We start from the raw sequence: 20,493 nt of genomic DNA, 5'->3' as shown, positions 1-20,493 counted from the left end.
CAAATTATAAGTGTCTGTTTTTCAGTAATTAAAATTTGAAACTATAAAAAAGGGGTGTTCAGAAAATCGTTAAGCGGTTTCATGGCTTTGAAAATTTTCGCAAGGTTTTTGGAAGCATTTTTGTCAGAAACTTCTTTATCTGAAAGGTTATAAACTACGATAAAGCTTTTCAGTTTCAGATATTCTGCCATCGGGTCTTCTTTTTCAAAACCCTGCGGAACTTTTTTCAGCTTATCATCCTGATCAAGCTCCGGAAAATATTTTTTAAATTCCTTATCATTTAAAATGTTTAAAAATTCCTGTCCGTAAAGTGAAATCTCTTTGCGCAACGTTTTCAGAACGGAAGATTCGGGCATATAGATTCCTCCGGCAATAAATGATTTTCCCGGCTCAAGGTGAAGGTAATACCCTCCTTTCTGGCTGCCTTTTCCCATTCCCAGAGAAGCTCCGAAATTAGTTTTGTAAGGCGTTTTATCTTTTGAAAACCGCGTATCCCTGTAAATCCTGAACAATGATTTTTTAGCATCAATTTTTCCCAGTTCAGAATCGAATTCACACATTTCTTTAATAAGACCTTCAAGAAAAAGCACAAGGTTTTCCTGGGATTCCGTATAGAGATTTTTATTTTCCGTAAACCATTCGCGGTTGTTATTTTCGGTAAGTTGTCTTAAAAAATCAAAAACTTTCGGTGAAACTGTAGCAGACATATATTTTTATTTTTCAATCAAATTTAATTAAAAATTGGTTAATCGCCGAGAACATTTTTCCTGAATACCAGAGAGCGGATAAAAGTATATCGTATTAAATTAAAATTAAAAATAAGGCGGTTTTTCTGCGGAAATTATAAAAGCTCTACATCTTTTAAATATTAAATTATTGTTTCTGTAATAATAGTTAAAAGGTAATTCAAATAATAATTGTATCTTTGCAAAAATTTTAAAATATTTAATGAATTTATTTACGGAAACCAATTTAAGTCCTGATATTCTTAAGGCTATTGGCGAACTGGGTTACGAAAGCCCGACAGAAATCCAAAAACAGACTATCCCTTTTATTCTTTCAGATATTCGCGACTTGATCGCACTTGCGCAGACAGGGACAGGCAAAACAGCAGCGTTTTCGCTTCCGATTTTGGATATGATTGACGATACGAGTCGCAAAATCCAACTTTTGGTGCTTTGTCCGACACGGGAATTATGTCTTCAGATTACGAAAGACATTAAAAATTACTCCAAATACATGAAAGACATCAAAACGACAGCCGTTTATGGTGGAAGCAGTATTACGGATCAGATCAGATCGCTCAAGGACAAGCCACAGATTATTGTGGGAACTCCGGGAAGAGTAATCGACCTTATCAACAGAAAAGCGCTTGATTTTTCTGCAATCCACTGGCTGGTTCTTGATGAGGCAGACGAGATGCTTTCGATGGGTTTCAAAGACGAATTGGAAACCATCCTTAGCGAAACTCCTGAAACGAAACAAACTTTCCTTTTCTCAGCTACAATGAGCAAAGAAGTGGAAAGGATTTCAAAAAATTATTTGACAAAGCCTCATAGAATTTCTGTAGGCTCTATCAACGAAGTTAAGAAAAACATCAAGCATGAGTATTATGTGATCGGTTATCGCCAGAAAAAGGAAGCTTTAAAGCGTCTTATTGATTCAAATCCGAATCAGTATTCCATTATTTTCTGCAGAACCAGAATGGAAACCCAGGAAGTTGCAGATTTCCTTATGCAGAATGGCTATGCGGCAGATGCGCTTCACGGAGACCTTTCCCAGGCACAGAGAGATACGGTAATGAAGAAATTCAGGCTGAAAAACATTGATATTTTGGTGGCAACAGACGTTGCAGCAAGAGGATTGGATGTAAATTCACTAACACACGTTATCCATTATTCTCTTCCGGATGATCCTGAAGTTTTCGTTCACCGAAGCGGAAGAACGGGAAGAGCAGGAAAAGACGGTATTTCTATTGCGCTGATCAAACCAGAAGAAAGCAGAAAGCTAAAGCAGATCAAATCGGTAACGAAAATTGAAATGCACGAAGGTAAAATTCCTACCGGAGAAGATATTATCAAAGCTCAGGTTGGAGGTGTTTTTGAAAGCCTTTTTGAAATTCACGAAGATTTCTTTGAATTTGATGATTCCCTGATTCCGGATTTGTCGGCATTCACCAAAGAAGAGCTTGCTCATAAATTGCTTCAGTTCCAGCTGAAAGATCTTGCCCTGTATTATAAAGACAGACATGATCTTGCTGATCAGAAGTTAAGCAGCAGAGATGATGACGGAGGCTCCAGAAGAGACCGGAGAGAGCGCGACAGAGACAGAGGAAGAGATCGTGACCGCGACAGAGACCGTGGCGGAAAGCCGAGAAAAAGAAATGAAGATATGGTAAGGTTCTTCTTTAATCTTGGTAAAAAAGACCAGCTGAAGAAATTGGATGTGCTTGATATCATCAACAAGGCAACTGCCGGAAAAAGCAAAAAAAGAGCAGAAATCGGCGATATCGAAATTCTTGAAAAATTCTCATTCTTCGAGGTTGAAAAATCATTCAAAGACAATGTATTAAGCAACATTGGATCTATGAAATTCAAAGGTAAAGAAATGAGGGCAGAAGTAGCAAACTAAGCTCCCGAAAATATAATGAAAACCGGCCTTACAGCCGGTTTTTTTATTTGGCAATCAGTAATCATGTAATGTTAACAAAACTTAATGTTGTATTGTTTCAGGTAAGGGCGTTTTTTAAGAAATTTGCACACGAATTATAAATACTTAAAAATGGGAATTGGTAATATTTTCCACGCTTTTCAACCAAAAGATAAAATCTTCTTCGTACTGTTCGAAAAAGTAACTGAAAACCTTGTGGCAATGTCTGAGGAATTCAACCACGGAATCAAGGATTTCGATCTTAATGATGATTCCATGCTGAAAAAAATGAGCGACTACGAGCATAAAAATGACGAGCTTACGCACGAAATTTTTGTAGAATTGGGGAAAAATTTCATCACCCCTTTCGACAGAGAAGATATTCATACCCTTGCAACAGGACTGGATGATATTGCGGATTATATTTACGCTTCCACAAAATATATTTTCCTGTATAAATCGCCTGAAATGAAGGCATATTCGGATTTCTCTTTATTGATTCATAAAGCATGCCTTGAGATCCAGAATGCTATGAAAAACCTGAAAGGGTTCAAAAATATGGAGCAGGTAAAAGAAGCTTGCATTAAAGTAAATTCTATAGAAAATATTGCAGACGACCTGCTTTCCAATTCAATGGTGGAATTGTTCGAGACCAACGATGCCATCAACATCATCAAAGTTTCATCTGTACTTAATTACCTTGAAGTTGTAACTGACAAAGCAGAAGATGTTGCCAACACGATTGAGAACATCATGATTAAATACGCTTAATTAATAATTATAATTAAACAATGGAATTTCCGATTTTACTTATAGTTATTATTGCTTTGGCTCTTATTTTCGATTACATCAACGGTTTTCATGATGCGGCCAACTCAATTGCGACTATTGTTTCTACAAAAGTTTTAACCCCTTTTCAAGCTGTGCTTTGGGCAGCGCTTTGGAACTTCGCAGCATTCTTTATTGCTGCATATATTATTGGCGAATTTAAAATTGGTAACACGATTGCCAAAACCGTCAATGAAAATTTCATCAACCTTGAAGTCATATTTTCGGGTCTTATAGCAGCTATTGCATGGAATCTCCTTACATGGTGGTTTGGTATTCCTTCCTCTTCTTCGCATACACTGATTGGAGGATTTTTAGGAGCAGCGTTGATGCACGCTTTCATGATGGACTATCAGAATGTGGCAGCAGCTCAGCCGGAACTCGGATTTTGGAATACCATTAAAGAGGCGGCAGTTCAGGTAACGCACCAGAGTGTCGTGAAATTTGATAAAGTAATTCCTATTTTCCTGTTCATTTTCATGGCTCCGGTTATAGGGATGATTATTTCAATCATCATTACTTTAATTATTGTTCATCTTTATAAAAAATCAAATCCGCATAAGGCAGACAAATCATTTAAAAGATTACAGCTGGCTTCATCAGCGCTGTTCAGTTTGGGCCACGGTCTTAATGATGCCCAGAAAGTAATGGGGATCATCGGTGCGGCTTTAATCTACTATCACGTGCAGATGCTACAGGATCCCGTTTATCTTTCAATACCTGCTGCAGGGCGTTTTGATTACTTTGCAGAGCATTATCTTTGGGTTCCTTTGGTATCGTTTATCGCTATAGCTCTGGGAACCATGAGTGGCGGCTGGAAGATCATCAAAACAATGGGAACTAAAATCACAAAGGTAACTTCCCTGGAAGGCGTAAGCGCAGAAACAGCAGGAGCTATTACTCTGTTTATTACGGATCATTTCGGAATCCCTGTTTCCACAACCCATACCATTACAGGATCTATTATCGGAGTTGGTCTTACAAAAAGAGTATCTGCCGTGCGATGGGGTATTACCGTAAGCTTATTATGGGCATGGGTTCTTACCATTCCAATCTCTGCAATCGTTGCAGGAATTACATATCTTGTTGTAACATTTTTGTCCTAATATTAACAATTTTTATATAACAACAAAACTTTGCTCATGTGGGCAAGGTTTTTTTATTATTGCTGATTTTTCATCCGAATCGAAATTAAAAACGGCAGAATCACAGCAGGCAGATATAATACAGGTAAAATTTTCCTGATTATAATTTTCATAAAATAATGATTATTAACGATGTAAAATTAATTAAATAATATGGTTGAAAAATTACCGGGATTTTATTTTTATAATTCAAAAAAAGGCTCTATATTTGCACCCACAAAAAACAAGATAATTCTTGTTGAAAGATGACTTCCATCGGGGCGTAGCGTAGTCCGGTCATCGCGCCTGGTTTGGGACCAGGAGGTCGCAGGTTCGAATCCTGCCGCCCCGACTTTTAATTTTATTTTAGGGTGCGTAGCTCAGCTGGATAGAGCATCTGCCTTCTAAGCAGACGGTCAAAGGTTCGAATCCTTTCGCGCTCACAGAAACCTCATAGCTTTGTTATGAGGTTTTTATGTTAGTTCCCATAGCGGATATAGTATGCCGATTCATATCGTGACGGTCAAAGGCTCTCCCTAATTCATCTTCCAAGATTATAATTCATCCTTGTAAATAATCACTTACAAAAATGTTAGCTTATTACAAAAAAAGCCAGATGTTGCTTTTAATTCAGACTTATACTAATTTGCATCTGTAAAAAACATCAAAATGAGCCTAAAAAACACAAACACAGTTCGTCCCGATAACCCTAAAAAAATTGCTATCGTAATTGCCAATCCAACGATTTCAACAACGACAGGTTGGCCGGTTGGTTTTTGGTGGAGCGAACTTACCCACCCTTATTATGAATTTTCAGAGAAAGGCTATCATATAGAGATCTTCTCTCCCAATGGAGGCAGATGTGAAGCCGATTCCATGAGCGATCCAAATGATCCTAGCGGTTATTCTTCAACAGACCTTATAAGTCAGGGTTTTATTCACACACCGCCTTTAAAAAGCCTTGTTGAAAACACTAACAAAGTCGCTGATATTGACGTCGCTGAATTTGACGCTATCGTCGTTGCAGGAGGGCAATCCCCAATGTTCAGTTTTGCTGAAGCTACCGATCTGCACCAAAAGTTTGTATCTTTTTATGAAGCCGGCAAAATAGCTGCAGCACTGTGCCATGGTGTTGCCATCCTTAAATACGCAAAATTGAGTAATGGAGAATATCTAGCTAAAGGCAAAACAGTAACGGGATTTGCCAACGTGGAGGAGGATTTTGCAGATAACGCAGTCTGGGACTATAATCTTTTACCAAGAGATCAACATATTATGCCATGGAGAATCGAGGATGAAATGAAGGCCATTGGAGCTAACTATATCCAGGCCGGATTATGGAAAGGTTTTGCGGTAAGAGATGGTAATCTGGTGACGGGGCAGCAGAATTTCAGCGGCAGCGAAACTGCTAAAGCGATTATTGCTGCATTAGGAGAATAAATTCTTTAAACACATATCAGTTAATACAGAAATTCGAAATATGTTTTGAGCTAAAACCTGTATTAGATAAATATAATCCATAAAAAGCATGGAAGTATATAAAAGAGTGCATCAAAGGCTCATTGATTACAGGTTCGAATTTCTATTGACAGCCTTGCTTTCCCTGGTTTTTGACAAAATCCTCTTTCCTGATAATGCGATTTTCCTGAAATATGTCTGGCCGGTTAATATGATTTTGATCGCAGTAGCCTGTTTTGGAATTTTCAAAGAGAGAAGCAAAAGAATTAATACTCTTAAGAATATTTTCAGTTTAATCAGCATTTTAATGCCGGTAGGATTTTTACTTCTTAGCCGCAAATTATGGTTTATAGAATTTCTTACCGTCTTTTTTATAATGTATTATGTATTTATTTTTATAGAGGTAATGCGGCAGATTACAAAGGCAAAGGAAATTCGCATCAATGTAATTATAGGATCTTTTTGCGGGTATATGATACTAAGCCTGGTAGCATTGTTTTCTTATCTTTTTATAGAGCTCAATTTTCACGGATCTTTTTATGGGATTACGCCAAACAATATATCGCAGGTGTACAACGAATTATCGTATTTCAGTTTTATAACCCTTACCAGTATCGGATTCGGAGATATTTACCCGATAACAGATATGAGCAGGCTCGTTGTAGCATTTTTCGGAATGGCAGGACAGTTTTATATGGTGGCTGTTGTAGGAATTATCATTTCGAGGTTTGCTTCTAAATAAATCAAAACAAAAAAAACAAAATAAAACATTAATAGTATGCAGATCAAAAGAAGATCAACCGCAGTATGGAGCGGAACAGGTAAAGAAGGAAAAGGTAGTTTAAGCACTCAAAGTACAGTTCTGAATGAAACACAATACGGCTTCAATTCCCGTTTTGCAGACGGCATCGGCACAAATCCTGAAGAACTTATTGCCGCAGCACACGCAGGATGTTTCAGTATGAAACTGGCTTTCAATATTCAGGCAGCCGGTTTTGCAGCAGATGAGCTGAGAACCGACTGTGAAATTGTACTGGAAGACGGAAGCATCACACAATCCAGCCTTTCGCTTTCTGCAAAAGTTTCAGGTATAGACCCTTCAAAGTTCGATGAACTGGTGAAAGACGCAGAAGCAAACTGCCCTGTCTCCAAATTGCTGAATGCAAAAATTACCGTACATTACACATTGAATTAATATCTGCGTCCGTCATAAATTTAATGATACCATTGTATGACACGCATTTGTTTAAAATTGAATGACAGAGAAATACATTGATCCAAAAGAAAGTAGCCCGGGAAAACAGGTTTGGATTCTTGAAGGCTACAAAAACTTTGCGCTGCATGGCGAAAACGGACTGAAGATAGAGAAGCTTTCCAAAATAACAGGAATAAGCAAATCTTCATTTTACCATCATTTTGCTGATAGTGAATTATTTCTGGATCAGCTTTTTGCATTTCATCTTTCCCAGTGCAGGATTATTGCAGATAAAGAAAAAGCTGTAAAAAAAATCAATCCTGATTTAATAAATATTCTGACGGAGCATAAAACAGATCTATTATTCAACAGGCAGCTGCGTTTCAGCCAGAACAGAAAAAATTACAGAAATGTACTCGAAAAATCAAATCATATTATCGGGAAAGATTTTGTGAGAATCTGGGCAGAAGATCTTAATCTTACATTAAGCAGTAGGCAAATGGAAGGTCTTTTTGAACTCGCCCTGGAAAATTTTTTCCTAAAAATCAATGATGAAAATATCACTGCAAACTGGCTGGCTTCCTATTTTGAAAATCTTGCAAAAATTGCAAAAAATTTCGAGTAATATTGTACGGAACCGTCTAAATTTTTAAGAGTCTGCTGATTAATTTTGCACAAAAATTAACAAATGACGCAACAATTCCATAAGTTTTATCTTAAAATAACAGCAATTACGGTCGGCTCATTTGGCCCGGTTTTCTTTCTTGGATCTATGCCGGAAACTTCAGAACCCGCAAGATGGACACTGGATTTATTAAGCCTGCCTCTGGACGGCGTACAAAACTATGAAGCTCCCACCACACGCTTTTTATCTGCACTAACCGGAGGATTTCTCTTCGGCTGGGGTGTATGCATATGGTTTCTCCAAAAATGGGTGTACGACAAAGCTCCTAATGAAGTAAGAAAGGCCGTACTGGCCGGTCTCATCGCATGGTTTTTACTCGACAGTGCAGGTTCTGTCGCCTCAGGAAATACCAGCAATGCTTTCATTAATATCATCGTTCTAATTATCGCTGCAGGACCACTCTGGAAAACTAACTGCTAAACCTTAATCTTTTAATTATGAAAAAACATTTTGCATTCAAATTATTATTGCTTTCCCAGGTCATCTTATTAATCGTATTTTCCATTATGGCTTTTCAGAAAGAAGGGGCAGATCTGTTCAGTGTATTTTTTGGAAATATTCTTACTCCGGGATGGAATGGGCAGTTCAATCTTGACTTTATGTGCTATCTTATTCTTTCCGGATTATGGATTATGTGGAGGAATAAATTCTCAGCAGGATCAATAGTTTTAGGAACTGCCGCGGCTATTGTCGGCATTATGATCTTTGCATCCTATATTCTTTACCTTCTCTTTAAAAAAGACGGAGATCTGAAAAAAGTACTATTGGGAGACAGATAAGCAGAAAATTTGAAAACTTCCGGATTTTCAATACTTTTACCGATATATTTTATCGATGACAAAAGATCAGCTATATGAGTTCTTTATGCGCGAGTTTCCTTTCAATAAAGAAGGGCTTCAATGCTTCATCAATTCTTTTGAAACTAAATCATTCAAAAAAGACAGTCTAATTCTTGAAAACGGAAATTCCGAAAGGCAGCTTCGCTTTCTTGATGAAGGCATTGTGCGTGAATTTTATGCACATGACGGAAAAGAAAAAAATATTGATTTCTTCATTGAACCCTGCTTTTTAACAGATTTTTACTCATTCATTACCGATAAAACTTCAAGAAAAAACCAACAATGTCTTACCGACACGAAAGTAAGAGTTCTATCCCGGGAAAAATTTCAGTTTTTTGTGAAAGAATATCATTGCGGAAAATTATTTGTTGAAGAAATTTTTGAACGGATTATAGAGAAAAAGGAACAAAGTGAGCTCAAACAATTTATCAATACTCCTGATGACAATTATCTTGACATCTTAAAAAACAGAGCTGCCTGGTTACAACAAATTCCACAATACCATATTGCATCATATCTCGGCATTGCCCCTGAAACGTTAAGCAGAATAAGAAAAAGAATTTTTAAAGATGATGATGTTTAATTTTATTTATTGATCCAAATCAATGTAGAAAAAAGCTTATTTACAAAAATTTGCAAAAAAGAATTCAATGAAAATACATCATCTCAGAAATGCCACATTCGTTATCGAAACTGAAGGGAAATATATTTTAATAGATCCTATGCTTGGCAGAAAAGGAAGCTTATCTCCTTTTACACTTTTCAGGTTTAAACCATTAAAAAATCCACTGGTGGATCTGCCTGTAAACAGCAATGCCATTCTGGAAAAAGTCACCCACTGCCTGATAACCCATTTGCATCCGGATCACCTTGATAAAGAAGCTGAACACTTTCTAAAAGAGAAAAGCGTCCCGGTAATTTGCAGTGTTAAAGACAAAAGACAACTTGAAAAAAGGGGCTTATCAATTTTAAAGACTGTTGATTATTGGAAAGATGAAGACATTTTGGATTTAAAAATAACGGGCGTTCCGGCGAGGCATGGCTACGGCTTTATTGCAAACCCTATGGGAATTGTTATGGGATTTTACCTCGAATTTGCTCAGAGTCAATCGGTTTATATTTCAGCAGATACCATTTACACAGAACATATTGATAAAGTTTTTAAAGAATTAAAGCCGGATCTGTCTGTTTTAGCCTGCGGCGGTGCACAGCTCGATTTTGGGAAGCCTCTTTTAATGAATATGCAGGATATTATTCAATTTATAAAAAATGCACCGGGAAAAGTACTTGCCAATCATATGGAAGCGCTGAACCATTGCCCCATTACAAGAGCACAGTTGAAAGATGAGCTTGTAAAATATTCTCTAACTGAAAAAGTTTTCATTCCTGAAGACGGGCAAAGTATTATATTCTAAGATTTTTTAAATCAATTAAAATAACAATTAGAATATTATAATTTTATTTTTTCAGGTAAGCATTTCCGTTCCAGAGATAAACTGCGGAAGCGTTCTTTTTCTTCTCACGGTCGTTTTCATCTTTTTCCATTTCTTCCATTTTAAAGATGAAAGCATTGGGTATTCCGCCTTTATCGTTTGGGAAAACGAATTCTTCGGAGTGATAATAAGCTCCGGCATCGCCTACGCTCATCAGCTGAGGAAGTGCAATCAGTTTTTTGCTTTTCAATAAAATATACTGGTCATAAGTCGGAACACCGCAGGCACCACCGGAAGTGGTTGCTTTTAGCGTAAGCTCAACATCTTTCAGCTTATGACCACTTTCAATGCTTAACCCGGCAAAATTTAAGTTTTCTCCGGAGCCTGTTTCAAAAGAAGCTTCATCCAGAAGAATATTTCCCTGCAAAAATTTTACAGAAGCATAATTCTGTTGAACTGAACCTTCATAATCAGGATTTTTCTTATTTAATGTTTTTGTTAAACCTAATAAAAAATCATATCCGTTTTTATTTCGGTAATGAATGCAGAGATTCCCTCCCCATAGGTAACCTTCGGACGTTTTGCCGTTTTTCTGATAGGAAATTCTGTACCAGGGAGCTGCTCTTTCGCCCAGCTTCAGAACAGATTTTTCTTTTTTAAGAATTAGAATTTCATGATTGGTTTGCAAGGAATCCAAGATCACTGTATCAACACCCGGAGATTGCCTGATCCTCGTCCACTCGGTGAATATTTTCTGAGGTTTATTTTCATCAAATTGAAAAACCCCGTTTGCATATATTTCCTCTGTTTCCTGAGCACTAAAGATCTGGAGAAGAAAGAAAAACAGAATCGTAAAAAGAGATTTCATATTAACATTTTGGTGGTGCTTATTTTTCAAGCAGTAGACTTACCCATTCTTCTCTCTGAAGCTGTTTTTTAAGCTGCAGACTGTTTTCTTTGCAGACTTCCAGAATATCATCCACATCAAAGAAGCACAATCCGGAAAGCAATAATTGTCCGCCTTCATTGAGTACGGAAACATAAGTCGGGATATCTGAAATTAAAATGTTTCTGTTGATGTTCGCCAGAATGATATCATAATGCTCTTTTCCTAAATTTTCTGTCGTTCCCAATTCGATATCCAGCTCAACATTATTTCTTGCTGCATTTTCTTTGGAATTTTCTACCGACCATTCATCGATATCGATCGCTTTTGTATCTCCGGCTCCGATCTGTTTTGCGTAAATGGCTAAAACCGATGTTCCGCAGCCCATATCCAAAACTTTTTTATCCTTACAATCCATATCCATCATCTGCTGGATCATGAGATGGGTTGTTGGATGATGCCCTGTTCCAAAAGACATTTTCGGCTGAATAACAATTTCATGCATTCCGGGAACCGACTCGTGGAATTCTGCACGGATCAGCACTTTATCATCAATATTGATCGGTTCAAAGTTTTTTTCCCACTCTTCATTCCAGTTGATATTCGGCATTTCCTGGAAAGTATATTCTATTTTCACCTCTTCATTCTGAAAAAGCGGCAATGCTTTTAATTCATTTTCGTTAAATAATTCTTTCTGAATATATCCCAAAATACCGTCAATCTCTTCCGTGAAACTGTCGAAACCGATCTCAATAAGCTCTGCCATTAATATTTCGTTCCAGGGCTGAAGCGGAGAAATTTTGAAATTGAATTCTAAATAATTTTGCATGTGAATAATTTAATGCAAAAATAAAACTACTTTTTTGATTTTACTGAAATATTGTTCTTTTGTTTTTCCTCACCTTGACCCTCTCTTTTGGAGAGGGAGTCAGAATACATCAAAACTTGGTTTTAGCGACTGAATAATCTGTTTTATTAAACGGAGATTTTTCACTCTCGCTTCATTGCCGTTCAGAATGACAAACTAAATATAAAAAAAGCGAACCTAAGTCCGCTTACAATTATTTTGATTAAGTTTAAAAACATTAAACCCCAATATTTAACTTGAAATTTCAAACTATTAAGGATTGGTAGAAAATATAGAACCGTTTGCTATCAGTGCTCTTCTGTTCATTTTTAAAATATCTCTTACCCACTCTGCAAAATCTTCCGGCTGCAATACTTTTTCCGGGTTTCCATCGGTAAGACCTCCCTGAATCGACATATCTGAAGCAATCGTACTTGGCGTAAGCGTAACCACTCTGATATTCTGCTTTCTCCATTCTGCCATCATCGACTGTGAAAGGGAAACAACTGCTGCTTTTGAAGCGGCATAAGCCGACATGTTCGGTCCGCCTTTTAATCCGGCAGTAGAAGCTACATTAATGATATCGCCCTCTCCTTTCGACTTCATAAAAGGATGTACCGCTTTTGCTGCATAATATACCCCGAAAAGATTGGTTTTAATAACCTGCTCCCAGGTTTCGGAAGGCATTTCTTCAATAGACCCGAAATCGCCGATTCCTGCATTATTGATCAGGATATCGATTCCTCCCAGCTGTTCTGCCAAAGATTCAATGCCTGCTTTTACGTGTATTTCATTATCGATGCTGAATACGGCATATCCTGCATTTACTCCCAGTTTACGGATTTCGTCGACCGTCATTTTCAGGTTTTCTTCGTTTCTTCCTGTTATTCCGATATGTACTCCTTCTGCGGCCAAAGCAAGCGCAACAGCTTTACCCAAACCTCTTCCTCCGCCGGTAATGATGGCATTTTTTCCGTTGATATTCATTTTTGTTGAATTTATTTAATTGTTGCTGCAAATTTACGAAAGATGATTTGGAAAGAGACAGATTAAAACTTATTGTGATGATTGATATAATAAATGTTTATGTTTAAGTATTTTAAAAATGAGAAATTGGTAGATTTTAAACCTTCAAGGTTTTGAAAACCTTGAAGGTTTAATTTAAAAAAATTAAAACCGACCCAAAGTGGGCCGGTTTCTTTGAAAGTATAGTAATAAAATAAAAAATTAAGGGATAAGAATCTGATTCTGAACTTCAAATTCTTCTGAAGCCGAGAACTGATTTCCATACATATCTGTAGCTCTTACCTCAACTTTATGTTTTCCCAGCGAGAGTTTTTTGGAAAAATCCCCCGTCCATATATGTTTTGACATTTCAGGGTTGGATGGCCTTCTTCCCGGGAAAAGATTATTGGTGGTATCCCACTTGAAAACAGACATGGCAAAACTTGGATCTACTGTTTCATCATACTGCATTTCTTCCCATTTTTCTCCGTCTATTCTGTATTCCACTTTATCTTTTTTGCTTCCCATAAAGAAATTAGCCAATACTTTTGCAGATGTTTTCGAAGGGAAAGGAATGACTTTCGGAACGTATAAGTTAATCTGGTAATCTTCCGGCTTACCTGCAGTTTTATATTTAACCTTGTAATTGCTGTCATTAAAGCTGATAAAAGAATAGCCTTTTGCCGTTCCGTCCCTCATAGTAGAAGTTGGCAATCCGAGATCATCCGATGTTCCGGACCACCAATCGCCACAGGTTGTTCCCACATTGTATTCGTGAAGATCTTTAGAACCATTCCATCCGGCTTCTTTTCCGTAGAAAAGCTGCTGCTGGATATGCGTGTGTGCCGATAGAACCAAAGCATTTTTAAAGGGTGTTAAAAAGTCAAACAATTTCTGACGATCGGAATTCCTGAAATTATCTTCATTTTTGTGTTCCAATGGAATATGGAAAGAAACAACGATAAGTTTGTTTTTATCTACCAGTTTCAGGTCGTTTTCAATGAATTTAAGCTGATCTTCACGAAAACCTCCCCAGTATCCTTTTCCGTCTCTTGGGTCCGGATACAGAATATCATCAAGAATAATGAAATGAACATTTCCATAATTGAATGAATAATTCGCCGGCCCGAAATTCGATTCAAAAGTTTCATCAGAAAGAAGGTCTTCTTTAGCATCGTAATTCATATCATGGTTTCCCATAACGTTGTACCAGGGCAGTCCAATTTCCTTCATTACATCGGCATAAGGTTTCTGAAGACTCAGGTTATCACCTACCAAATCTCCGAGGCTGATTCCCAGCACTGCATTTTTTTTGGTATTTTTCACCTCGTTTACAATGGCTCTTTTAAAATAATCCAATTGCTTTTCGGTGTAAGGCTGCGGGTCTCCGAAGACAAGGATGTCAAAATTTTTGCTTTCGTTTTGCTTGTTGAGGGCAAAATTGATTTCTTTCGGAAGCTCGCCAGTCGGTGCAGATCCTTTGTATTTAAAATCTGCCGGCGAACCTTTCGGCTTATACTGATAATAATACTGAGGCAAATTGTTGGCATTCACCGGCGTCATATATCCCGAAGGCTTAATTACAAAAACCGACTGCCCTTCCTGAATGGGAAGACTGTATCTTCCGTTTTTATCTGTAAGCACAACCTGGATCCCGTTGGAAACAGCTACTCCTTCAATTCCTTTTTCCCTGTTTTCCTTTTTCTGGTTTCTGTTGGTGTCTTCATATACATATCCGGAAACAGAAGCCTGTGAGAAAGCCATTGCTGAAATAAGCAGACATGGCATTAAAAATTTAATATTCATTGAATTGATATTTAAATGTAAGTTTTGGCTGAAGCCAATTTGACTATTTTTTTAAAGATCGGGCTAAAGCCCGATCTTAGCGGTAATTTTATTATTTATCCCACCACACTTTTATGTTGATATTATCGCCTCCCATCTGTTGAACAGCCGACTGGTAATTGGCCGTATTCAATACCCTTGGATTTGGCGGATACATCAATCTTGAAGGCATAACACCGTTGTTAAGCAATCCTCCGTTGTTTGGAAGTACAGGGAAACCGGTTCTTCTTTTTTCAAACCACTGCTGCTGATCTACGAAGAACAAAGCAACATATTTCTGAAGAAGAATCCTTTCCAACGTTCCGTTGTAGGCAACATTGGGGTTGGTGAAATAATTGGCAGGCAATGTTGCCCCCCACTGTTCTATGGCTGCTTTCACTCCATTTTCATAATACGTCTGTGCATTTCCGGGAATCACTCCTTTAAAAGCAAGCTCAGCAAGAGTAAACTGCAATTCAGCATAGGGATAAACCAAAATATTTAGCGGTGCTTTTGCCAGGTTTTGGTTCATATTAGAAGGCTGATAATTGAAAGTGGTACCGTAAGCGTATCCTGACGGAGCACCTTTATAGCCGATGTTTGTTCCTGTGAGGTTTTTGGCCTGTCCGAAAAACATAGCCATTCTGGGATCGTTATTGGCTTTCAGTGTTTCTACAAAGAATTCTGAAGCGGCACGGCCTGTAGTAAAATCCTGAGGTCTGGCAATAGGAGGCATCAAAGGAGCTACTCCTGTAATATTAACTTTAGCTGTTTCCGAATTACTTTGGAAAATTGGGTAAATTGTGGGGTTGTTAATAATTTCCTGTATTCTTTCGTATACATTAACCTCGCCGTTTCTTTTTGAAATTCTTGTCAGAAGTCTTAGAGAAAGGGAATTACAGAATTTTTTCCAGTTCGTTATTCCGTTTACATCATTGTTTGCATTATAGAAAAGATCTGTTCCGGTAAGTGTTTTTGTGGTTACAAAAAGAGAGTTTGCTCTTTTAAGATCTTCCAATAGCTGGATGTAAATATTTTTTTGCTGGTCGAATTTTGGCTGGCTAATGGCTTCATCCAATCTTGAGGCTTCGGTAAAGGGAACATCTCCGTATGTATCAGTAAGATTGGAATATGCCCATGCGTTCAGAACAAGCGCAATAGCCTCATAGTTTTTGTCGTTGCTGCTTACGGCAGCTTTCTTCATTTCATAGATCTGTTTAATCCATTTATAGCTGTTGTTCCAGTAACCGGCGCCGGTATTTTCAGTGATATTGTATCGGCTCAGTGTATTTCCTTCATTGGGAAAATCCAGAGACACCTGCATGATATCGAAAGTAAAATCATTTGCCCTGGAATACCCTACAGAGGAAAGATTATATTGCAAAGGTGCTAAAAAGCTGGAAACTTCGGGTTCGTAGATTTTGCTGTCGTCTACATTTATCTCATCAAAGTTTCTGTCGCAGGAAGCCACTGTAAATGCAAGACCTGCCAGGATGATATATTTAAATATTGTTTTTTTCATTTTTTAAGGATTTAAAATTTAACATTTAGCTGAAAACCGATCGTGCGTGAAGAAGGCATCTGCCCCATTTCTACACCCGGAGTAATGGTTGCATTATCTAAAGTAGCGGCTTCGGGATCAAACAGCGGGAACTTTGTCCACATCCAGAGGTTTTTTCCGAAAAGCGCTAACGTTAAATCTGTGATTTTCAATGGATCAGTAATAGATTTAGGGAAAGAATAAGCGATTCTTGCATCTCTCAGCTTGATAAATGAAGTATCAAACGTATTGGTTTCTACGTTGGCTCTTCTGTAGTAATCTCCGTAATATGTGGACACCAGAATACCTTTTGTATTTGGAGAATAAGAACCATCCGGATTTTGTACTACACCCTGCCCTACAATCAGACCTCCCGGGTTATCCCTTCCTTCAAGGGTATGCCCAAGTTTTCCCTGTTCAGACATTTTATGATGCGACTGGGAATATGCCATCCCTTTATACTGCCCGTCGAATGAAAAGCTTATGGAAATATTTTTATATTTAAAATCATTCTGGATCCCGGCTCTCCATTTTGGATAGGCATTGCCTATTTTCTTCATCTGTGCAGGTTTTGCGGTTAAACCGTCACTTCCAAACACAACCTGTCCGTCAGGAGAATACATAAGACCATATCCGTAAAGATCTCCAAGCGATCCTCCTACAACGGCATTATAATACACGGCTCCTCCAACACTTGCATACGTATATGGCTGGCCATTGAATTCCTCCGGAAGCGATAATATTTTATTTCTGTTCATAGACCAGTTTGCAGAAACATTCCAAGAGAAATTTTTATTTTTCACGGGATGTGCATTCAGCATCATTTCGATACCTCTGTTTCTGATTTCTCCGGAATTAATTACCCTCTGTGTATATCCTGTTTCCCATAACACCGGCACGTTTCTGATGATCTGATCTACAGAATTACTCTGATAGGCCGTGATATTATAAGTAAGCCTGTTATTGAATAGGCTGAAATCCATACCTCCCTCAATATTGGTAATCATTTCCGGTCTCAGGTTCGGATTAAGATACCGGTTGGATACTTCAACAGATCCCGGAAAAGCGAGACTCGGGTTATAGTAATTCAACAGCTGATAAGGTTCTGTATCATTTCCGGTTTGAGCCCATGAAGCTCTTAATTTCCAGAAATTAAACATTTTGCTCTTCAACCCGAAAATTTCAGACAAAATAAATGAAGATGACACCGACGGGTAAAAGTAAGATCTGTTAGCTTTCGGCAATGTGCTGCTCCAGTCGTTACGTGCCGTTACATCAAGAAAAATTCTATCTTTATAGCTTAATGAAACCAGCCCGTAGGTACTGCTTACCATTTTATCATAAGGCTGTGGAAGATCAAAACGCTGGGCTATCGCATTGGTAAGATTATAAACGCCGGCTTTTTTCAGCCCTAAAGCATAATAATCTTTGGTAAGCTGCTCAAAGTACTGCGTAGATCCGCCCGCAGTTGCAGAGAAATTGAATGCGCCAAACGTATTTTTATAATTGATCATTAAATCATTATTAAAATTGAATCCGTTGACATACTGCTCTCTGTAGTAACCCTGAAGAAAATTTGCAGAACTCCAGGGCCTTCTTTGTGTACGGAGCTCATCATTTACTGCCATTCCTGAGCGTAATAGAACATCAACATGTTTGTTGACCTGATAACTGAGACTGACGTTTCCGACAATATTTTTCTTATCTAAGCTATTAGTCATTTCGTATGCAATCAGATAAGGATTGTCGATATAAGAGCTAAAAGGATGAATCTGATCTACCTGTTCCTGCCCTGCTTTCCAGATCGGTCTGTACCACGCCAGATCAACATTCGGATTCTGGAAAATCATGAAATAGGAAATCGACTGGTTGTTGTATCCTGTTGCTGGCAGGTTATCACTTTTTGTCTGATTATAAGACAATTTGATGTTGGCTTTAAACCTTTCATTGATTTTATGATCAACGGAGATCGCTGCCCCCCATTTTTCAAGCCCTGTATTCGGCATCATCCATTCATTTTTCAGATAGGATAATGAGGCTCTGAAAGCCGTCTTTTCATTGGAGCTTTCTATTGCAAGATTATTTGAAAACGTGGTTCCCACATCCCAAAAATCTTTTATGTTATTTTTATATGGTCTCCAAAGTTGTCTTTCTTTGCTTTGCCCTTCTTCGTTGGGATCATACTGAAAGAAATACTGTCCTTCGAATTTAGGCCCGTATGCGCTACTTGTAGATCCTGTATTTACGCCATCCGGTGAAACGCCGTATGAATAATAATAATTTCCGTTTTTATCTTTCTGCATTGTTCCCTGCCCGTATTCGTACTGATAATCCGGCCATTTTAATACGGAATCAAAACTTGTGTAAGAATTTAAAGATACCTGGATTTTTCCGTTCTTGGTCTTACCTGATTTTGTGGTGATCATAATAGCTCCTAGTGCACCTCTTGAACCATATAAGGCAGATGCGCTGGGACCTTTCAACACGGTTATGCTTTCAATATCATCGGGATTAATGCTGCTGAGGTCATTTCCGTAATCAATAGGCACATCTCCTCCGGCTCCGGCACCGTAAGCCGGTGTTCCGGTTCCTACAGTTCTTGAGTTTAGAGGAACGCCATCCAAAACAATAAGAGCCTGGTTATCACCCATACTGCTCATAGAAACATCTCCTCTTAAAGTAATTCTTGGTGTTGCCAGAGGCCCGGCTCCTGCTGTCTGAATTTTAAGCCCGGCAACCTTACCTTCCAGAGCAGTTGTCCAGTGATTGTTTTGGGTTCTTAAAAGCTGATCTGAATTGATGGTTTCCGTGGAATATCCAAGCGCTTTATTTTGTCTTTTAATCCCTAATGCCGTTACCACTACTTCATCAATGTTTTTAATAGTATCCCGTTTTGCCTTTTGCTGGGCCATTACATTTACACTGACTATTCCTAATAATGATAATATTAGTACTTTTTGTGTTTCTTTACGCATATCCTTTTTTGTTTGCGCAAAATTAGTTTGACATTATGGTTAAGGTTTTAAGCAGATTTTAACATTTATTAAATAATTATTAAACACTATATTAATTTATGTTTAACAAGTATTTATATAAGCATGGTTAATAGTTCTTTAAATGTATTAATGATTTTTAATGATTATTTACATTCATAATTGTTTATTTTTATTGTCTTTTTATGATAAAATAAAATATACCATATAGATACCACCAATACTATATCATTAATTATAAATCCGTAATAAAAAAGCCCGTCTTAAAAGACAGGCTTTTCCGTTGAATTTTTCAAGCTTTTTATTTCAGCTGATCAGGAATGTTGGTGGTGATGAAAGCAATTCCCTGTTTTTTAAGTTCATCGGAAACCGCAATGTCATTTACCGTCCATGCATTAGTGATCAGTCCCAATGCTTTTGCTTCAGAGATCCAGGTTGGATTTTTCTGGAAAATACTGAAGTGGTAATCGATTCCATCGAGCCCTTCTTCTTTAATCTGTTGTGGAGAAAGCTCCCCTTTCAGATACTGAACCTTGAATTTCGGTTCAAGCTTTTTGATTTCTTTACATACATTTAAGCTAAATGAGATAAACTCACATTGCTCATCCAGCTTCATATCTTTGATCATTTTGATGGTTTTTTTCGTAAGCTCATCTTCTTTTTCCTTTGTTTTATCCGGTTTTATTTCAACAATAAGCATTAATGCCTTATCTTTTTTTCCCTGCTTCAGATAATCTTTTAATGTAGGAAAAGGCTCACCGTTAGAAAGCTTTACTTTTTTAAGTTCTTTAAAATCTGTTTCGGAAATTTCCATTTTTGCATGATGCTCATCATGGTTGACGACCAATACTCCGTTTTTGGTCATCCTTACATCAAATTCGGAACCATAAATCTTTAGGTTCTGGGCATTTTCTAATGCTTTCAGAGAATTTTCCGTAGTCGGCGGCTGGGTTTGCCAAAAGCCTCTGTGTGCGATAATCTGGGTTTGTGCCTTCATGAAAACTGTGCTTACAACTGCTAACCCTAAGATAACTTTTTTCATACTATAAATAATTATTCTTATTGAATTTCCGCAAATCTTATTATTCAAAGAAAAAACGGATGAATTAATAAGCAAATTTAGAAAGACATTTGTGATAATGCTTTATGTGAAATATAAAATTAATATTAAATCTAATCATCAAAAT

General features: G+C 37.6%; 19 protein-coding genes and 2 tRNA genes. 13 read left to right on the top strand and 8 right to left on the bottom strand.

Annotation, left to right across the window (positions count from 1 at the left end; all coding sequences use genetic code 11):
• Nucleotides 1-41 precede the first annotated feature (41 nt).
• Nucleotides 42-707: a DUF2461 domain-containing protein gene (locus SOP96_RS07345; RefSeq protein ID WP_326320337.1), complete on the bottom strand. Its 666-nt coding sequence runs from the start codon at nucleotides 705-707 to the stop codon at nucleotides 42-44.
• Between the two features lie 241 nt (nucleotides 708-948).
• On the opposite strand from SOP96_RS07345, the gene SOP96_RS07340 reads away from it, so the two are divergent.
• From SOP96_RS07340 to SOP96_RS07280, 13 genes are all read left to right on the top strand, one after another.
• The gene (locus tag SOP96_RS07340; RefSeq protein ID WP_326320336.1) at nucleotides 949-2,631 is read left to right on the top strand and encodes a DEAD/DEAH box helicase; all 1,683 of its coding nucleotides are present in this window, start codon (nucleotides 949-951) and stop codon (nucleotides 2,629-2,631) included.
• 150 nt (nucleotides 2,632-2,781) lie between these two features.
• Nucleotides 2,782-3,420 (top strand): DUF47 domain-containing protein, encoded by a 639-nt coding sequence (locus tag SOP96_RS07335; RefSeq protein WP_076392175.1) that lies wholly within the window; start codon nucleotides 2,782-2,784, stop codon nucleotides 3,418-3,420.
• A gap of 20 nt (nucleotides 3,421-3,440) precedes the next feature.
• Entirely contained in the window at nucleotides 3,441-4,583 is a 1,143-nt protein-coding gene (locus tag SOP96_RS07330; protein ID WP_326320335.1) for an inorganic phosphate transporter, read from the top strand.
• A 295-nt stretch (nucleotides 4,584-4,878) separates the two neighbouring features.
• A tRNA-Pro gene (locus SOP96_RS07325) sits at nucleotides 4,879-4,953 on the top strand.
• A gap of 17 nt (nucleotides 4,954-4,970) precedes the next feature.
• Nucleotides 4,971-5,044 (top strand) — tRNA-Arg (locus tag SOP96_RS07320).
• Between the two features lie 226 nt (nucleotides 5,045-5,270).
• Complete coding sequence (locus SOP96_RS07315; protein ID WP_326320334.1) at nucleotides 5,271-6,041, top strand: type 1 glutamine amidotransferase domain-containing protein; 771 nt, start codon at nucleotides 5,271-5,273, stop codon at nucleotides 6,039-6,041.
• Nucleotides 6,042-6,129: 88 nt separating this feature from the next.
• Complete coding sequence (locus SOP96_RS07310) at nucleotides 6,130-6,801, top strand: potassium channel family protein (protein ID WP_326320333.1); 672 nt, start codon at nucleotides 6,130-6,132, stop codon at nucleotides 6,799-6,801.
• Nucleotides 6,802-6,843: 42 nt separating this feature from the next.
• The gene (locus SOP96_RS07305; protein ID WP_326320346.1) at nucleotides 6,844-7,254 is read left to right on the top strand and encodes an OsmC family protein; all 411 of its coding nucleotides are present in this window, start codon (nucleotides 6,844-6,846) and stop codon (nucleotides 7,252-7,254) included.
• Nucleotides 7,255-7,315: 61 nt separating this feature from the next.
• Entirely contained in the window at nucleotides 7,316-7,879 is a 564-nt protein-coding gene (locus SOP96_RS07300) for a TetR/AcrR family transcriptional regulator (protein ID WP_326320332.1), read from the top strand.
• Between the two features lie 63 nt (nucleotides 7,880-7,942).
• The gene (locus SOP96_RS07295) at nucleotides 7,943-8,359 is read left to right on the top strand and encodes a hypothetical protein (protein ID WP_326320331.1); all 417 of its coding nucleotides are present in this window, start codon (nucleotides 7,943-7,945) and stop codon (nucleotides 8,357-8,359) included.
• Nucleotides 8,360-8,376: 17 nt separating this feature from the next.
• Nucleotides 8,377-8,718: a hypothetical protein gene (locus SOP96_RS07290; protein ID WP_326320330.1), complete on the top strand. Its 342-nt coding sequence runs from the start codon at nucleotides 8,377-8,379 to the stop codon at nucleotides 8,716-8,718.
• 55 nt (nucleotides 8,719-8,773) lie between these two features.
• Nucleotides 8,774-9,361 carry a Crp/Fnr family transcriptional regulator gene (locus tag SOP96_RS07285; protein ID WP_326320329.1) on the top strand — a complete coding sequence of 196 codons (588 nt, stop codon included), beginning with the start codon at nucleotides 8,774-8,776 and terminating at the stop codon, nucleotides 9,359-9,361.
• Nucleotides 9,362-9,428: 67 nt separating this feature from the next.
• Nucleotides 9,429-10,193, top strand: coding sequence for an MBL fold metallo-hydrolase (locus SOP96_RS07280; protein ID WP_326320328.1), 765 nt, complete (start codon nucleotides 9,429-9,431; stop codon nucleotides 10,191-10,193).
• A 43-nt stretch (nucleotides 10,194-10,236) separates the two neighbouring features.
• On the opposite strand, the gene SOP96_RS07275 is transcribed toward SOP96_RS07280, so the two are convergent.
• From SOP96_RS07275 to SOP96_RS07245, 7 genes are all read right to left on the bottom strand, one after another.
• Nucleotides 10,237-11,079, bottom strand: a complete 843-nt coding sequence (locus tag SOP96_RS07275) for an SH3 domain-containing protein (protein ID WP_326320327.1) — start codon at nucleotides 11,077-11,079, stop codon at nucleotides 10,237-10,239.
• Between the two features lie 19 nt (nucleotides 11,080-11,098).
• The gene (prmA, locus tag SOP96_RS07270) at nucleotides 11,099-11,926 is read right to left on the bottom strand and encodes a 50S ribosomal protein L11 methyltransferase (RefSeq protein WP_326320326.1); all 828 of its coding nucleotides are present in this window, start codon (nucleotides 11,924-11,926) and stop codon (nucleotides 11,099-11,101) included.
• 291 nt (nucleotides 11,927-12,217) lie between these two features.
• Nucleotides 12,218-12,931: a 3-ketoacyl-ACP reductase gene (locus tag SOP96_RS07265; protein WP_326320325.1), complete on the bottom strand. Its 714-nt coding sequence runs from the start codon at nucleotides 12,929-12,931 to the stop codon at nucleotides 12,218-12,220.
• Between the two features lie 240 nt (nucleotides 12,932-13,171).
• A complete protein-coding gene (locus SOP96_RS07260) occupies nucleotides 13,172-14,755 on the bottom strand; it encodes a calcineurin-like phosphoesterase family protein (protein WP_326320324.1) in 1,584 nt (527 codons plus the stop codon).
• Nucleotides 14,756-14,846: 91 nt separating this feature from the next.
• Entirely contained in the window at nucleotides 14,847-16,295 is a 1,449-nt protein-coding gene (locus SOP96_RS07255) for a SusD/RagB family nutrient-binding outer membrane lipoprotein (protein ID WP_326320323.1), read from the bottom strand.
• Between the two features lie 11 nt (nucleotides 16,296-16,306).
• A complete protein-coding gene (locus tag SOP96_RS07250) occupies nucleotides 16,307-19,288 on the bottom strand; it encodes a SusC/RagA family TonB-linked outer membrane protein (protein ID WP_326320322.1) in 2,982 nt (993 codons plus the stop codon).
• A gap of 319 nt (nucleotides 19,289-19,607) precedes the next feature.
• On the bottom strand, nucleotides 19,608-20,348 hold the full coding sequence (locus SOP96_RS07245; protein WP_326320321.1) for a glycerophosphodiester phosphodiesterase family protein: 741 nt from the start codon (nucleotides 20,346-20,348) through the stop codon (nucleotides 19,608-19,610).
• Nucleotides 20,349-20,493 lie beyond the last annotated feature (145 nt).

Source organism: Chryseobacterium salviniae (genome assembly GCF_035819015.1).
Classification (GTDB): domain Bacteria; phylum Bacteroidota; class Bacteroidia; order Flavobacteriales; family Weeksellaceae; genus Chryseobacterium; species Chryseobacterium salviniae.
Note: the sequence above shows the minus strand (reverse complement) of the source record. Positions and strands in the feature narration are given on the sequence as shown.

Bases quoted from the DNA above. Each gene is read 5' to 3' on its own strand.
- SOP96_RS07345 (WP_326320337.1), bottom strand. From the start codon at position 707: ATGTCTGCTACAGTTTCACCGAAAGTTTTTGATTTTTTAAGACAACTT.
- SOP96_RS07340 (WP_326320336.1), top strand. From the start codon at position 949: ATGAATTTATTTACGGAAACCAATTTAAGTCCTGATATTCTTAAGGCT.
- SOP96_RS07335 (WP_076392175.1), top strand. From the start codon at position 2,782: ATGGGAATTGGTAATATTTTCCACGCTTTTCAACCAAAAGATAAAATC.
- SOP96_RS07330 (WP_326320335.1), top strand. From the start codon at position 3,441: ATGGAATTTCCGATTTTACTTATAGTTATTATTGCTTTGGCTCTTATT.
- SOP96_RS07315 (WP_326320334.1), top strand. From the start codon at position 5,271: ATGAGCCTAAAAAACACAAACACAGTTCGTCCCGATAACCCTAAAAAA.
- SOP96_RS07310 (WP_326320333.1), top strand. From the start codon at position 6,130: ATGGAAGTATATAAAAGAGTGCATCAAAGGCTCATTGATTACAGGTTC.
- SOP96_RS07300 (WP_326320332.1), top strand. From the start codon at position 7,316: ATGACAGAGAAATACATTGATCCAAAAGAAAGTAGCCCGGGAAAACAG.
- SOP96_RS07295 (WP_326320331.1), top strand. From the start codon at position 7,943: ATGACGCAACAATTCCATAAGTTTTATCTTAAAATAACAGCAATTACG.
- SOP96_RS07290 (WP_326320330.1), top strand. From the start codon at position 8,377: ATGAAAAAACATTTTGCATTCAAATTATTATTGCTTTCCCAGGTCATC.
- SOP96_RS07285 (WP_326320329.1), top strand. From the start codon at position 8,774: ATGACAAAAGATCAGCTATATGAGTTCTTTATGCGCGAGTTTCCTTTC.
- SOP96_RS07280 (WP_326320328.1), top strand. From the start codon at position 9,429: ATGAAAATACATCATCTCAGAAATGCCACATTCGTTATCGAAACTGAA.
- SOP96_RS07275 (WP_326320327.1), bottom strand. From the start codon at position 11,079: ATGAAATCTCTTTTTACGATTCTGTTTTTCTTTCTTCTCCAGATCTTT.
- prmA (WP_326320326.1), bottom strand. From the start codon at position 11,926: ATGCAAAATTATTTAGAATTCAATTTCAAAATTTCTCCGCTTCAGCCC.
- SOP96_RS07265 (WP_326320325.1), bottom strand. From the start codon at position 12,931: ATGAATATCAACGGAAAAAATGCCATCATTACCGGCGGAGGAAGAGGT.
- SOP96_RS07260 (WP_326320324.1), bottom strand. From the start codon at position 14,755: ATGAATATTAAATTTTTAATGCCATGTCTGCTTATTTCAGCAATGGCT.
- SOP96_RS07255 (WP_326320323.1), bottom strand. From the start codon at position 16,295: ATGAAAAAAACAATATTTAAATATATCATCCTGGCAGGTCTTGCATTT.
- SOP96_RS07250 (WP_326320322.1), bottom strand. From the start codon at position 19,288: ATGCGTAAAGAAACACAAAAAGTACTAATATTATCATTATTAGGAATA.
- SOP96_RS07245 (WP_326320321.1), bottom strand. From the start codon at position 20,348: ATGAAAAAAGTTATCTTAGGGTTAGCAGTTGTAAGCACAGTTTTCATG.